The sequence below is a fragment of the Paraburkholderia gardini genome, from assembly GCF_907164545.1.
In the GTDB taxonomy this organism is placed as follows: Bacteria; Pseudomonadota; Gammaproteobacteria; order Burkholderiales; family Burkholderiaceae; genus Paraburkholderia; species Paraburkholderia gardini.
The window spans coordinates 1-13754 of the sequence record NZ_CAJQZB010000041.1; the positions used below are offsets into that span (position 1 = coordinate 1).

The 13754-nt window shown below is 62.3% G+C and carries 15 protein-coding genes; 10 read left to right on the top strand and 5 right to left on the bottom strand.

Features of this window, described 5'->3' with window-relative positions:
• Positions 1–150: 150 nt before the first annotated feature.
• Together LPA37_RS23165 and LPA37_RS23170 are read right to left on the bottom strand one after the other, a co-directional pair.
• On the bottom strand, positions 151–576 hold the full coding sequence (locus tag LPA37_RS23165; RefSeq protein WP_228980006.1) for a hypothetical protein: 426 nt from the start codon (positions 574–576) through the stop codon (positions 151–153).
• Positions 577–784: 208 nt separating this feature from the next.
• Positions 785–1381 (bottom strand): DNA-3-methyladenine glycosylase I, encoded by a 597-nt coding sequence (locus LPA37_RS23170; protein WP_228980004.1) that lies wholly within the window; start codon positions 1379–1381, stop codon positions 785–787.
• A 157-nt stretch (positions 1382–1538) separates the two neighbouring features.
• Here LPA37_RS23170 and LPA37_RS23175 point away from each other — a divergent pair, with 157 nt between their 5' ends.
• Positions 1539–2420, top strand: a complete 882-nt coding sequence (locus LPA37_RS23175) for a BadF/BadG/BcrA/BcrD ATPase family protein (protein ID WP_229013831.1) — start codon at positions 1539–1541, stop codon at positions 2418–2420.
• Positions 2421–2494: 74 nt separating this feature from the next.
• The gene (locus tag LPA37_RS23180) at positions 2495–3316 is read left to right on the top strand and encodes a Cof-type HAD-IIB family hydrolase (protein ID WP_229013832.1); all 822 of its coding nucleotides are present in this window, start codon (positions 2495–2497) and stop codon (positions 3314–3316) included.
• 116 nt (positions 3317–3432) lie between these two features.
• On the opposite strand, the gene LPA37_RS23185 is transcribed toward LPA37_RS23180, so the two are convergent.
• On the bottom strand, positions 3433–3720 hold the full coding sequence (locus LPA37_RS23185; RefSeq protein WP_229013833.1) for a PXPV repeat protein: 288 nt from the start codon (positions 3718–3720) through the stop codon (positions 3433–3435).
• 334 nt (positions 3721–4054) lie between these two features.
• Positions 4055–4795, bottom strand: a complete 741-nt coding sequence (aqpZ, locus tag LPA37_RS23190) for an aquaporin Z (RefSeq protein WP_228979997.1) — start codon at positions 4793–4795, stop codon at positions 4055–4057.
• 289 nt (positions 4796–5084) lie between these two features.
• Between aqpZ and LPA37_RS23195 the strand changes: the two genes are divergently transcribed.
• Positions 5085–5387, top strand: a complete 303-nt coding sequence (locus LPA37_RS23195; RefSeq protein WP_090535148.1) for an H-NS histone family protein — start codon at positions 5085–5087, stop codon at positions 5385–5387.
• Positions 5388–5583: 196 nt separating this feature from the next.
• Here LPA37_RS23195 and LPA37_RS23200 read toward each other — a convergent pair whose 3' ends face one another.
• Entirely contained in the window at positions 5584–6648 is a 1065-nt protein-coding gene (locus tag LPA37_RS23200; protein ID WP_228979995.1) for a glycosyltransferase family 4 protein, read from the bottom strand.
• A 656-nt stretch (positions 6649–7304) separates the two neighbouring features.
• Here LPA37_RS23200 and flhD point away from each other — a divergent pair.
• The 7 genes from flhD (at position 7305) to cheW (ending at position 13752) form a co-directional block, all read left to right on the top strand.
• Positions 7305–7625, top strand: coding sequence for a flagellar transcriptional regulator FlhD (gene flhD, locus LPA37_RS23205; RefSeq protein ID WP_090535150.1), 321 nt, complete (start codon positions 7305–7307; stop codon positions 7623–7625).
• A 73-nt stretch (positions 7626–7698) separates the two neighbouring features.
• Positions 7699–8262, top strand: a complete 564-nt coding sequence (gene flhC, locus LPA37_RS23210; RefSeq protein ID WP_228979993.1) for a flagellar transcriptional regulator FlhC — start codon at positions 7699–7701, stop codon at positions 8260–8262.
• A gap of 266 nt (positions 8263–8528) precedes the next feature.
• Positions 8529–9389: a flagellar motor stator protein MotA gene (gene motA / locus LPA37_RS23215; protein ID WP_228979992.1), complete on the top strand. Its 861-nt coding sequence runs from the start codon at positions 8529–8531 to the stop codon at positions 9387–9389.
• 21 nt (positions 9390–9410) lie between these two features.
• Positions 9411–10421, top strand: a complete 1011-nt coding sequence (gene motB, locus LPA37_RS23220; protein ID WP_229013834.1) for a flagellar motor protein MotB — start codon at positions 9411–9413, stop codon at positions 10419–10421.
• Between the two features lie 87 nt (positions 10422–10508).
• Positions 10509–10886: a response regulator gene (locus tag LPA37_RS23225; RefSeq protein ID WP_228979988.1), complete on the top strand. Its 378-nt coding sequence runs from the start codon at positions 10509–10511 to the stop codon at positions 10884–10886.
• 67 nt (positions 10887–10953) lie between these two features.
• Complete coding sequence (gene cheA, locus LPA37_RS23230) at positions 10954–13191, top strand: chemotaxis protein CheA (RefSeq protein ID WP_228979986.1); 2238 nt, start codon at positions 10954–10956, stop codon at positions 13189–13191.
• Positions 13192–13224: 33 nt separating this feature from the next.
• The gene (gene cheW, locus LPA37_RS23235) at positions 13225–13752 is read left to right on the top strand and encodes a chemotaxis protein CheW (RefSeq protein ID WP_228979984.1); all 528 of its coding nucleotides are present in this window, start codon (positions 13225–13227) and stop codon (positions 13750–13752) included.
• The last annotated feature ends 2 nt before the right edge of the window (positions 13753–13754 follow it).

Here is a 13754-nt window from a genome sequence, read left to right on the forward strand (position 1 = left end):
GGTGTAGCTTCGAAAGAAGCTACACCGCCGTTTTCATTTGAGCGCCCGGAAACAGTAAAGTCGGGCCGCGATCGCGTACGCGGACTCATGTGAGACAGCGAAGTGAGCGCAGGCAAACTGGTGCTCGCCAGGATCGGCGCAACTCTGGCGTTACGCCGCGGTCTTCACCCGTTCGGTGGACAGGCCGAACTGCCGGGCAATCGAAACTAGACGTTCCTGCCATTCCCACGTACCGAACACGTCATGCACGTTCTGCAGGCAACTGAGCAATTCGACTGTAGTCGCGTCGTAGATGTTGATGCGCGCGCGCAGCAGCGCTTTCTTGAGTGCCGCAACGCCGACGTCCATGTAAATAGGCACATCGCGCGGATCTTTTCCGATATAGCGAACCGGAATGCCTTCCATTGCCGTCATATAGTCGCCCGGCTTGATGAAATTGCCGATGGGACAACCGCCGCAGTGACCCCGGTAAGCGCCGCCGCCATGTGGCAGGAGCGCTGCGCGCTTCTGGCCAAACAGATGGCCGACGCCCTGGTCGAAAATCTCCTGATGGGTCAGGAAGTTCAGGCTTTTCATGGTGAATCTCCTCTGCGCTACGCGCAGCGGTCGTTGTTATTTGAAGACCTACTGTCTTCCTCACAGTTATAACGACTGAGATCGGTAAATATGTAGTGGATCAAACCCGAAGCGGGCAATTTTTGCAGTATCGAGCGTGGTCTGGCCCACGCAACGAGACGCTAACAGGCGTCTCGAGCGACGGCAGCCGACAAACTGAACATCGCGGCTACCCGGCTTTGTGGTTGCGGCCCTTTTTGCCGAGCGCGACGCAGGCCGCCCTGCACGCGCAGGTCCGCTCGTGGTCGTTCACCATGCCGACGGCCTGCATGAACGAATAGCAGATCGTGGTGCCGACAAATTTGCAGCCCCACGTCTTGAGCGCCTTGCTGAGGGCGTCCGAAATGGCGGTCGAAGCGGGTGCATCCCGATAGCTTGCCCAGTCGTTCTGGATGGGCGTCTGGTCGACGAACGACCATACGAAGTTCGCCAGTGAACCGTGTTCGGCCTGAATTTTCTGGACCGCGCGCGCGTTCGTGACCGCGGATTCGAGCTTGCCCCGATGGCGAACGATACTGGCATCGAGCAGCAGCGCGTCAATGCGCTTCGGCGTGAAGCGGGCCACCGCGTCGATATCGAAATCGGCGAACGCCCGGCGATATCCCTCGCGCTTGTTAAGAATCGTCGACCACGACAGGCCCGCCTGCGCGCCCTCCAGTACGAGTAGCTCGAAGAGATGCCGGTCGTCGCGAGAGGGCACGCCCCATTCTGTGTCGTGATATTGCGCAAGCGCTTCTGTTGCCGCCCAGTTGCATCGTTGTGTCACTTTCCCGCTCCTGCGTGTATGAGTTACCCGACCCTCCGGATGCTGCCAGGCAAGAATAGCGGAATGGGCGCGCGCCGCCACCTGGCCGGATGGCAGATTGCCGGATCGAATTGAACCCGATAGTCTCTGCACCATCCTTTTTATCCGACTGTATTCGATGACTTCAGATCTTTACCTCATTGGTGTCGATGGCGGCGGCTCCGGCACCCGTCTCGTCCTTGGCGACATTCACGGTGCGGAACTCGCGCAGGCTGCGGGCGGCCCATCGGGACTTGGCCTCGGCGTCGAGCGCGCCTGGCAGGCGATCGAGGCCGCCTGCCGCGATGCGTTCGCCGCCGCCGGGATCGAGCTGGACTGGTCACGCTGCGTGCTGGGATGCGGTCTGGCGGGCGTGAATAATCGCGACTGGCTCGCGGCGTTCCATGATCACGCACCGAAAGTGGCGGGGCTCGCGGTCGAGAGCGACGCCTATACGACACTGCTCGGCGCGCACGGTGATGCACATGGCGTGGTGGTCGCGCTCGGCACAGGCAGTGTCGCCGCGGCGGCCGACGGCGACGGACCATGGCGTATCGCAAGCGGCTTCGGCTTTCCCTCTGGCGATGAGGCGAGCGGCGCATGGCTCGGCTTGCGGGCAATTGTCCACGCGCAGCAGGCGCTCGATGGCCGCGCGCCGCACGATGCGTTCGCGCAGGCGCTGCTCGGTCACGTCGACGCACAGGACCGCGACAGCCTGATCGTCTGGCTGTGTGCAGCCAGTCAGACTGCTTATGCGAGCCTCGCGCCCGTCGTCCTGCAGCATTGCACGCATCCGTTTGCCGCCCTTCTTCTCGCAGAAGCTGGAACGGAAATCGCAAAGATGATCGATGCGCTCGATCCGCGCGGCACCTTGCCCGTCGCGCTGTGCGGTGGCCTGGGTGAGCCGCTGCGGCCCTACGTACCGGCTTCGTACCATGAGCGTCTGCGCACGCCGCTGGCCGATTCGGCGCACGGCGGATTACAGCTTGCAAGGATCGAAGCGCGGCGGATCAACGCGTAAAACGGCGACGGGACGCGGCGTGCGGGTTCGGGGCGTTAAAATACGCCCTTTGAGTTTGCGGCATCGCCCACGACATGTACAAAGTTATCGCCACCGATCTCGACGGAACCCTGCTCAACAGCGACCATCAGGTGGACCCGTTCACCGTGTCCACGGTGCGTGCGCTCGAAGCGCAGGGGCTCCATTTTGTCATCGCGACCGGGCGCCATTATTCCGACGTGGCTGGCATTCGCGATGTGCTGGGTATCAAGCCCTGGCTGGTGACGTCGAATGGCGCGCGGGTGCATGCACCCGATAACACGCTGATGTACGCGCGAGATCTCGCGCCCGAAATCGTGCGGCGCCTCGTCGAGCCGGAAGTCGCCGGTGAGCATGGCCGTGTGATCGTCAATCTGTTTGCCGACAAGGAATGGCTGATCGACCGGGATGCGCCTCAACTGCTGCGCTTTCATCAGGACTCGGGATTTACGTACGAAGTGATGGACCTGCGCGAGCACTCAGGCAAGGACATCGCAAAGGTGCTGTATATCGGCGATCCGGCGGACCTCGCGCAGATCTCGGCGAATCTCGAACGCGAGTTTGGCGAGGCGCTGTATGTGACCTATTCGTTGCCCGATTGTCTCGAAGTCATGGCCGCGAACGTGTCGAAAGGCACGGCGTTGCGGGTAGTGCTGGAGCGCCTCGGTATCGACGCGGCACGTTGCGTGGCCTTCGGCGACAACATGAACGATATCGACCTGCTGGAAACGGCAGGCTATCCGTTCATGATGAACAACGCCAACCCGGATCTGATCCGCCGCCTGCCGGACGTGCCACGGATTGGCAATAACTTCGAGGCCGGGGTGGCCCATCATCTGCGCCAGCTGTTCGCAATGGATAACGAACTGACGTCGTGATCCTTGCGGCGAAGTGAAGTCGAAGTGAGGTCGAAGTCAGCAGGACAGGCCTCTGCGAATTCCACGCAGAGGCCCCCGCGCGATGGCCGGACGAGTGAGTGCTAACCCGTTGGCGATCAGCCATGCCAGCCATAACCGCGGTCACCGCGGTTATCCCAGCCGCCGCGATCGCCACGACCCCAGCGATGCGAGTCGCGGTCATGATCATGCCAGCCGCCGCGGCCCCATCCCGGATGGCCATATACCGGCTGAGGCGCGACATAGACCGATGCCGGTCGCACATACACAGGGGCCGGTACGCCGAGTGAGAGACCGATACTCAGATCCGTATGCGCTTCGGCAACGCCGCACACGCCAACTGCAAGACCCGCGGCAACCAGCAGATGAGTAACGATGCGCTTCATGTTGTTCTCCTGTATCGCGACTTGTTTGTCGCACAGGTTCAATCTACGCATCGCGGAACGGCCGTGCTGCGACGAGATGTTACGGAGTGAAAGCATCGATTCCGCGTTGCGGCCTTGCATCGTATGACGGAGGAGCGTTTGAAGCGAGGCTGGCGAAAGCGTGGCGACCCCGGCTACGCGGGGCTTTGCGACGGTGTTTTGTCGCGATCGCACGTTTCGGCCAGCTCAGGATATCTGGATGTGTCCCCAACAGGAGTAAGGCGTTCTTACACTTGTGGCATCCATTAATATTCACCGCGCCTCGATCCCGGGCAAAAGCGTCGAGACTCAAGACTTAACCTGGCGCTTCAACGCCTCGCGTCGCCTCACGTTCCCGGGCAACAACCGGATAGACCAGACCCGCGACAATCGCACCAAGCATCGGTGCGAGCCAGAAGAGCCACAACTGGTCGACCGCGCCGCCGCCCACGAACAGCGCCGGACCTGTCGACCGGGCCGGATTGACGGACGTGTTCGTCACCGGAATCGAAATCAGATGGATCAACGTCAGGCACAGACCAATCGCCAGCGGTGCAAATCCCGCCGGCGCGCGGCGATCGGTTGCGCCGAGAATCACGAACAGGAAGAAGCCGGTCAGCACCACTTCGCAGATGAACGCCGCGAGCATCGAATAGTGTCCGGGCGAGCGGCCGTCATATCCATTGGTGGCGAAGCCGCTCGCCACAAGGTCGAAGCCCGGTTTGCCGCATGCAATCAGCGAGAGCACAAACGCACCGAGTATCGCGCCGACCAGCTGCGCCGCGATGTACGGGACGAGGTCGCGGGCCGGGAAGCGACCCGCGACCGTCAGCCCGACGCTGACAGCCGGGTTCAGATGGCATCCGGAGATATGCCCGATTGCATAGGCCATCGTCAGCACGGTAAGGCCGAACGCGAGCGCGACGCCCACGTAGCCGATACCCAGACCCTGCTCGGGGCCGGAGAGACTCGCAGCCAGGACGGCGCTGCCGCACCCTCCGAGCACGAGCCAGAACGTGCCGAACATTTCGGCGGCGACACGTCGCGACAATTGCATTTGCGTATTCCTTTAAAGGTCGACTGCCATTGCGGCATCGCGAAATACACAATGCGCGCTCGAGTCGCGGATTTTAGGCAAACGCACCAGACGTCGCTGTCAAAAATTGTCAAATTCGACGGAATGTCGGTAATTATTTCGGGATAATGTTCGGTGCAATATAACTTCGGGTAGAGCTTAATAATCAAGCTGATGATTTCGTGGTAAGCGTGTTCGTCGTGCATTGCGAATTTTTCTAATTGCAGCTAATCTCCGACCGAATGACTGCCGCGATAAGGGAGAGACCAGAATGTCATCACAATACGCAGATCTTAAGGTTCAGATAGCGCGGCTTCAGGCGCAGGCCGAAGAGGCACGTCGTACCGAAGTCGTGAATGTGATTGCGGAGATCCGTCACAAGATCGTCGAATACGGGCTTACGGCACAGGATCTGGGCTTTGCCGAGGCCGCCCGGCGTGGCCGGCCACCCAGGAAAGCGCCGCTGCCGCCACGCTATCAGGATCCCAAAACCGGCAGCACGTGGAGCGGGCGCGGCAAGCCGCCAAAATGGATTGCAGGAAAAAACCGTGAGCGATTTCTGATCGAACAGTAATTCCGTGCCGTTATCGAAAGCTTTCTGAAGGGGATTGCGCGCACTAAACCATTACTTGATACGGTCGTTTGATGTCAATAAAAAAGCCGCCTTTTCAGGCGGCTTTTTGTTGTCGGAGAAATGGATCGTTCGATTCATACACCAGGCAAACGATTCACGCAGACGATTCCCCCGAATTAGCGCACCGGCTGATCGCTCAGCCAGCCGCAACCTGGCGCAGCACCGGACGGCGCGCGGCTTCCAGAAGCGTCGTATATCCATCGACGTAATTCTGCGCCATCGTCCGGGCGCTGAAGCGGCGCTCGAACTGCGCGCGGATTTCGCTGCGAGAAAGCTCGTCGATGCGCTGGAGCGCGGCAACCGCACCCTGCACGTCCTCGCAGACATAGCCGGTCACGCCGTGATCGATCACTTCGGGCACCGAGCCGCGGTTGAACGCGATCACCGGCGTGCCGCACGCCATCGACTCGATCATCACGAGGCCAAACGGCTCGGACCAGTCGATCGGGAACAGCAGCGCCTTCGCGCCGGAGAGAAACTCGGGCTTCTGCGCCTCGTTGATCTCGCCGACAAACTCGACGTGCGCCTGCGACAGCAGCGGTTCGATTTCGGTCTTGAAGTATTCCTGGTCGACCTTGTCCACCTTGGCGGCGATCTTCAGCGGCAGACCGCTTTGGGCAGCGATCCTGATGGCTGTATCGACGCGCTTCTCCGGACAGATCCGGCCGAGGAACGCCAGGTACTCGGGCTTCCTGTGCGGCTGCGGCGTCAGTAGCTGCGCCGGCAGACCGTGATAGATCGTGTTGAGCCAGTTCGCCTGCGGCAGCGGCTGGCGCTGCGAATCCGAAATCGATACGACCGGCACGTCCGAAAATGCATCGAACACTGGCTGAAGCTCCGGTAAATCGAGGCGGCCGTGCAGCGTCGTGACAAACGGCGTGTCCATCGTGGAGAACAGCGGGAACGGCAGATAGTCGAGGTGGAAGTGCAGCACGTCGAACTCGTGGGCGACGCGGCGCACCTGTTCCATCATCAGCACGTGCGGTGCCATCGCGTCGCGCACGGTCGGATCGAGGCGCAACGCCCGCGGCCAGCATGCTTCCAGGTTCGCAGAGGTAACCGAATCGCCGCTCGCAAACAGCGTGACGTCGTGACCGAGGTCCACCAGCGCCTCAGTGAGGTAAGAGACAACACGCTCGGTGCCGCCGTAAAATTTCGGCGGGACAGCTTCATAAAGCGGCGCGATTTGTGCGATTCGCATGTGGTTCTCCTTGTTCAGACGGCTTCGCTCGACGTTGCCCGGGTGAGCGGGCGAATGCCGGGCGGACGGGCTGCGCGACGTTTCCACTTTGCTGCGCGAGGATTGCCCGAGCCGGATCGGGTTATCCCTTAGGGCCATTATCGGGATTGGGTGCGCTAATTCGAGCTATTTTTCAAACACTTAATGTTGTTACAGCGCGAAACAGGCGCCCGGGATTTCTCCCGATATCCGGGAAACCCAATAACGGCGCGGGACTCGACGCTATGAGAGGCGAGTCGAAGGGTGGCACGGTACTCCGCCGAGGCGCGTGGCGCACGGCTTCCCTGGCGCGTCCGCCAGGTCGCGAAACGGGTGAATACGCGGCTTTAAATCTGCATATAATCTTTCCCACTCCCCTCGGCGCGACATCCGTTACGCCAGAAAAACTGCCTGTCGTATCCTCAAAAACCACGTGCAACAAATCATGTAGGAAAAATTCCTACATGATTAATGGACAATTCCGTCAAAACGACGGGCGGTCTGTCCGATTTCCGACCGGTTGCACTTTCGACACAATGCTGGAATGACCATAAACGGGCAGGTCGTGCGCTTTTGGGCGCGCGATCGAGCAAACGTTTTCGCAACGGCCTGACCAGCCAGATTGAACCGGGGGAATCATGACCGCCACTAGCGAAATGCTCAGTGAGATCAGAGAAGTAAACCTGTCCTACCTTCTGCTGGCCCAACGTCTTCTGCGTGAGGACAAGCCCATGGGCATGTTCCGCATGGGTATCTCCGACCAGCTCGCCGATGTTCTCGCCAATCTGTCGCTTGCACAGACCGTCAAGCTGGCCGCGTCGAACCAGGTGCTTTGCCGCTTCCGGTTCGACGATCACACCATTCTTTCGTCCCTCGCTGAGAAAGGCAAACAGGGCGTCGTCGCCCAGGCGCATTCGGCGATCCTGATGGCGAGCCAGCCGACCGAGCAGATCGGCTGAGGCGCACGCTGCAGTCCCCTACGGTCGGCCATCCGGCTGGCCGGAGCCGGCACGGACGACAGAACGAGGGCGGATGGCAACGAAAAGTGTGATGACGGAAGTCAGGGAAATCACCCTGGCAATCGAACTGATCGAACTTGGGGCGCGGTTGCAACTCCTCGAGGCGGAAACCAGCCTCTCGCGCGACCGGCTGATCAGGCTCTACAAGGAACTGAAGGGCGTCTCGCCGCCCAAGGGCATGCTGCCCTTCTCGACAGACTGGTTCATGACATGGCAGCCGAATTTCCATTCGTCGCTGTTCTTCAATATCTACCGGTTCATCAACCTGCAGGGCGGCTGCGACCCGATCCAGTCGATCGTGAAAAGCTACCGGCTCTATATGGAACACGTCCAGTTGCAGCAGGACGAGCCGGTATTGAGCCTCACGCGCGCCTGGACGCTGGTGCGGTTCTTCGACTCGGGCATGTTGCAGATGACACCCTGCACGCGTTGCGGCGGACATTTTGTCGCGCACGCGCACGATCCGCAGCAGGGTTTCGTCTGCGGGCTGTGCCAGCCGCCTTCGCGGGCGGGCAAGACCCGCAAGGCCGCCGAGGCAAAAGCCCGGCCGGTCGACGCTCCGATTCTCGTCGCCTGAGCATGAGTCCGGGCGCCCAGACGGGCGCGCGAAGCGGGCGTCCCGCGAGGAAATCCAGCCCGTGCGCGGCCGGGTGAGCGGACCGCCCCGCGGCAGTCCGCGCATCTGCGGTACCCGGCCGGCGATGGGCGCCCGACCGGCGCGTATCCCCGAGTCCATCTGGCATACACCGGGTGGCCGGTCCCCTTTACCCCCAAAGTTTTCTGTCCGTCTGCCGTAAACCAGTTTAACGACGGTCTCCGTCGCTTCTTTGTGAGGGCTCGGCAGTGTTGATTTTCGTGGGAACACTCGTAACGCTGTTGTCCGTCTTCGGCGGCTATGCGCTGGAAGGCGGCCATCTTGGCGCGCTGTTGCAGCCCGTCGAAGTGCTGATGATTGCGGGCGCGGGGCTTGGTGCGTTCATCCTCGGCAACGGGGCGAAGACGATCAAGGCCACGCTGCGCGTGATACCGACGCTCTTCAAAGGTGCCAAGTACGACAAGGACGTCTACATGGAGCTGATGGCGCTCCTGTACGTGCTGCTTGCGAAAGCGCGCAAGGAAGGCACGCTGACGCTCGAAGCCGATATCGACGATCCGCAGAAAAGTCCGATCTTCACGCAGTATCCGAAGATCCTGGCGGATCACCACATCGTCGAATTCCTGACCGACTACCTGCGGTTGATGGTGGGCGGCAACATGAACGCCTTCGAGATCGAAAGCCTCATGGACGAGGAAATCGAAACCCATCATCACGAAGGCGAGGCCCCGGCCCACGCGCTGATGAAGGTCGGCGACGCGATGCCGGCGTTCGGTATTGTCGCGGCGGTGATGGGCGTGGTGCATACGATGGCATCCGCGGACAAGCCGCCGGCGATTCTCGGCGAGATGATCGCGCAGGCGCTGGTCGGCACCTTCCTCGGGATTCTGCTTTCGTACGGGCTCATCGGGCCGCTCGCGAGTCTCGCTGAACAGCGCGTGACCGAGTCGACCAAGATGTTCCAGTGCATCAAGGTGACGATTCTCGCCAGCCTGAACGGCTATGCGCCGGCGATCGCCGTCGAGTTCGGCCGCAAGGTGCTCTTCTCGACCGAACGCCCGTCGTTCACCGAGCTGGAAGAGCACGTGCGCCGCGTCAAGGCGAAATAAGGCGACGGCCAGGGACTGGGAATGAGCAAGGACAAGGATCGCGCAATTGTCGTCAAGCGCTCGGCGCCGAGGAAGTCCAGCCCTCACGGCGGCGCCTGGAAGCTGGCGTACGCCGACTTCATGACCGCGATGATGGCGTTCTTCCTGCTGATGTGGCTCCTGAGCTCCGCATCGACGGTGCAGTTGCGCGGCATCGCCGAATACTTCAACCAGCCGCTCAAGGTTGCACTGATGGGCGGCGATCGCAGCGCCGAGGACTCGAGCATCCTGAAAGGCGGCGGCCGCGACATCTCGACCGACCAGCAGGGCATCACGCGGCAGAGCGACGGTTCGACGGCACGCGCCGAAAAGACCGCCGCCCGCAACGACGACGATGCGGTCAATCAGACACAGGGCTCGCTGGAGCGTCGCGAGCAGGTTCGTCTGCATGACCTGCAGGTGAAGTTGATGGCGGCGATCGAAGCCAATCCGGTGCTGCGCCAGTTCAAGCAGCAGATCCGCATCGATTCGACGCTGATGGGCCTGCGCATCGAGATCGTCGATTCGCAGAAGCGGCCGATGTTCGCCACGGCTCGCGACATCGTCGAGCCGTACATGCGCGACATCCTGCGCGAGATCGGCAAGACGCTGAACGACGTGCCGAACCGCATCGTCGTGCAGGGTCACACCGACGCCGTGCAGTATGCCGGCGGCGAGAAGGGTTACAGCAACTGGGAACTGTCGGCGGATCGCGCGAACGCGTCGCGGCGCGAACTGATCGCCGGCGGCATGGATGAAACGAAGGTGTTGCGCGTGCTCGGTCTTGCATCGACGCAGAACCTGAACAAGGCCGACCCGCTCGACCCGGAAAACCGTCGTATCAGCATCATCGTGCTCAACCGCAAGTCGGAAGAAGCGTTGATGCGGGACGACACCACGACGACGACGCTGTCGTCGGATGCAGCGGGCTCCTCGAAGCAGCCGCTGCTGGAAAAGATTTCGCAGCCGGTGACGGTTGCGCCCAGAACGGCGCCAGCAATGGCGACGCAGTAACGAAGCAACAGGCAGTTGTCTGGCCGGCATGGGTGCCGGGGCGGCGCGGCAGGCCGGACAGCCCACAGGAAGCGCAGTGAGGATTTCATGATCAGGCACATTCTGGCAATCGACGATTCGGCAGCGATGCGGGAGATTCTCTCGGCGACGCTGACGGCGGCCGGCTATCAGGTGACGCTCGCGGCAGACGGCGAGGCAGGGCTGGAGAACGCGCTGGCGATGCCGTTCGATCTCGTGCTGACAGACCAGCACATGCCCGGCCGCACCGGCCTCGATCTGATCGCGGCGCTGCGCGGCAATCCGGCGTATCAGACGACGCCCATCCTCGTGCTGACGACCGAATCCGGCGACGTATTCAAGGCGGCGGCGCGCGATGCGGGCGCGACAGGCTGGATCGAAAAGCCGCTCGACCCCGACATGCTGACTGAACTGGTCGCGGCGCTTGCCGTACCAGGCGTTGTCTGAGCGGCGACGGACGAAGCGAAACAAGACACAGCCCAGCCCAGACAGGATCTCTTGCGGTGACCCAGGCATGACACTCGACATCACTCAGTTCTACCAGACGTTCTTCGACGAAGCGGACGAACTGCTCGCGCAGATGGAGCAACTGCTGCTCAATCTCGACATCGGCCATCCCGATCCGGAAGACCTCGCGGCTATTTTCCGCGCGGCGCACTCGATCAAGGGCGGCGCGGCGACCTTCGGCTTTACCGCGCTGACCGAAACGACCCACATTCTCGAATCGCTGCTCGACCGCGCACGCAACAACGAACTCGTGCTGCGCAAGGACATGATCGACACGTTCCTCGAAACCAAGGACGTGCTCTCGGGCCAGCTCGCCGACTACCGCGCGAGCGCCGAGCCGGACGCCGCGACCGCGAAGGCGATCCAGGCGCGGCTCGAATTTCTCTATAACGAAAGCCGCGGTGTGGCAGCGGCTGGCGCGACGCCGCCGGCAGCGGCACCCGCGCCGGCCGCTGCCTCGTCGTCCGCGCTGGCGCCGGAGCACGTGGTCGACCAGGCCGTGCGGGAAGTCGGCGAAAAGCAGGCCGGATCGACGCCGGCTGCGGCTGCCGGCAACGCGGGCGGACCGCATCTGAAGATTACGCTACGGGGAGTAGGTGAGAAGGACCAGGAACTGCTGACGGAAGAACTCGGCAACCTGGGGCATATCGTCGGACAGGTGAAGACAGGCAGCGATCTGACGCTGTGGCTCGAATCCGATGTGTCGTCCGACGACATCATCGCCGTGTGCTGTTTCGTGATCGACGACAGTCAGATCGAAATCGGCCGCGGCGCAGCGCCGGTGGACGAGTCGCAGGAGGGCGAACCTGGAACGCCCGCGCCCGCGGCTCCGAATCCGGTGGACGCGGGAAGCATGGCAGACGGAGGCGCGGGGGCGCCGACCGCCGCCGTGCCGAACGCGGCAGTCGACACGCAACCCGCGGAAGCGGCGAGCGCGTCAGTCGCGCCCTCGGCAGGAGCCGTTGCACCAGCTCCTGCCGCGCAGGGCAGCGCGCCGGCCGGCGGTACGGAGGCGGAGCGCAAGGCAGCCGGTCGCCCGGCGGCCAACGCCGCGGAAGGCAGTTCGATCCGCGTCGGTGTCGAAAAGGTAGACCAGCTGATCAACCTCGTCGGTGAACTGGTGATCACGCAGGCCATGCTGGCGGAGACGACCAGCACATTCGACCCGGCGTTGCACGACCGCCTCTTCAACGGCATGGGGCAGCTCGAGCGCAACGCGCGCGATCTGCAGGAAGCGGTGATGTCGATCCGCATGATGCCGATGGATTACGTCTTCAGCCGCTTCCCGCGCCTCGTGCGCGATCTCGCGGCGAAGCTCGGCAAGGAGGTCGAACTCGTCACCTTCGGTCAGGCGACCGAACTCGACAAGAGCCTCATCGAACGCATCATCGATCCGCTGACCCACCTCGTGCGCAACAGTCTCGACCACGGCATCGAAACGGTGGAAGCGCGCCGTGCGGCGGGCAAGGATTCGACCGGCCAGCTCGTGCTGTCGGCCGCGCATCACGGCGGCAACATCGTGATCGAAGTGAGCGACGACGGCGCGGGCCTGCGCCGCGACAAGATCCTCGCGAAGGCGGCGAAGCAGGGCATGCAGGTCAGCGAGAACATGACCGACGAAGAGGTCTGGAACCTGATCTTCCTGCCGGGCTTCTCGACCGCCGAGCAGGTCACCGACGTCTCCGGCCGCGGTGTCGGCATGGACGTCGTGAAGCGCAACATCCAGTCGATGGGCGGTCACGTCGAGATCACGTCGCACGCGGGGAAGGGCAGCACGACACGCATCGTGTTGCCGCTCACGCTGGCGATTCTCGACGGCATGTCGGTGAAGGTGGGCAGCGAGATTTTCATCCTGCCGCTCAACTTCGTGATGGAGTCGCTCCAGCCGCGAGCCGAGGATATTTACAGCGTCGCCGCCGGCGAACGCGTGGTGCGCGTACGCGGCGAATATCTGCCGCTCGTCGCGCTTCACGAAGTGTTCTCCGTCGAAGGCGCGAAGGTCGACCCGACCCAGGGCATCGTCACGATCATGCAGACCGAGGGCAGGCGCTTCGCGATGCTGATCGACGAACTGGTCGGCCAGCAGCAGGTCGTGGTGAAGAATCTCGAAACGAATTACCGCAAGGTGCACGGCATTTCCGCCGCGACCATTCTCGGCGACGGCAGTGTCGCGCTGATCGTGGACGTCGCGGCACTGAACCGCGAAAACCGTGCAGCGCACGGCGCCCTGAACACGCTTTCCTAACCTATCAACTAACCCAACCGTTTGGGGGTTTACGTGGCAGACGTCCAATCCATCAATTCGACCGTGAGCGGCACGAGTGGCCGCCGCGATGCAGGGCAGGCCGACGCCGGCGGTCAGGAATTCCTGGTCTTCACGCTCGGCGAGGAAGAATACGGCATCGACATCCTGAAAGTTCAGGAAATCCGCGGCTACGACAACGTGACGCGCATCGCGAACGCACCCGAGTTCATCAAGGGCGTGATCAACCTGCGTGGCATCATCGTGCCGATCGTCGACATGCGCATCAAGTTTCATCTGGGCCGCGTCGAGTACGACCACCAGACCGTCGTGATCATCCTGAACGTCGCGCATCGCGTGGTCGGCATGGTGGTCGACGGCGTGTCCGACGTGCTGACGCTCGCGACCGACCAGATCATGCCCGCCCCGGAATTCGGCGCGACGCTGACGACCGAGTACCTGACCGGCCTCGGCACGGTCGACGGCCGCATGCTGATCCTGATGGACATCGAAAAGCTGATGACCAGCCGGGAAATGGCGCTGATCGAAACGCTCAGCAAATAAGC

Coding starts and splice junctions, on each gene's coding strand:
- aqpZ (WP_228979997.1), bottom strand. CDS start 4,795: ATGCAATTGTCGCGACGTGTCGCCGCCGAAATGTTCGGCACGTTCTGG.
- flhD (WP_090535150.1), top strand. CDS start 7,305: ATGACCGCCACTAGCGAAATGCTCAGTGAGATCAGAGAAGTAAACCTG.
- flhC (WP_228979993.1), top strand. CDS start 7,699: ATGGCAACGAAAAGTGTGATGACGGAAGTCAGGGAAATCACCCTGGCA.
- LPA37_RS23200 (WP_228979995.1), bottom strand. CDS start 6,648: ATGCGAATCGCACAAATCGCGCCGCTTTATGAAGCTGTCCCGCCGAAA.
- cheA (WP_228979986.1), top strand. CDS start 10,954: ATGACACTCGACATCACTCAGTTCTACCAGACGTTCTTCGACGAAGCG.
- LPA37_RS23165 (WP_228980006.1), bottom strand. CDS start 576: ATGAAAAGCCTGAACTTCCTGACCCATCAGGAGATTTTCGACCAGGGC.
- LPA37_RS23175 (WP_229013831.1), top strand. CDS start 1,539: ATGACTTCAGATCTTTACCTCATTGGTGTCGATGGCGGCGGCTCCGGC.
- LPA37_RS23185 (WP_229013833.1), bottom strand. CDS start 3,720: ATGAAGCGCATCGTTACTCATCTGCTGGTTGCCGCGGGTCTTGCAGTT.
- LPA37_RS23225 (WP_228979988.1), top strand. CDS start 10,509: ATGATCAGGCACATTCTGGCAATCGACGATTCGGCAGCGATGCGGGAG.
- motB (WP_229013834.1), top strand. CDS start 9,411: ATGAGCAAGGACAAGGATCGCGCAATTGTCGTCAAGCGCTCGGCGCCG.
- LPA37_RS23195 (WP_090535148.1), top strand. CDS start 5,085: ATGTCATCACAATACGCAGATCTTAAGGTTCAGATAGCGCGGCTTCAG.
- LPA37_RS23180 (WP_229013832.1), top strand. CDS start 2,495: ATGTACAAAGTTATCGCCACCGATCTCGACGGAACCCTGCTCAACAGC.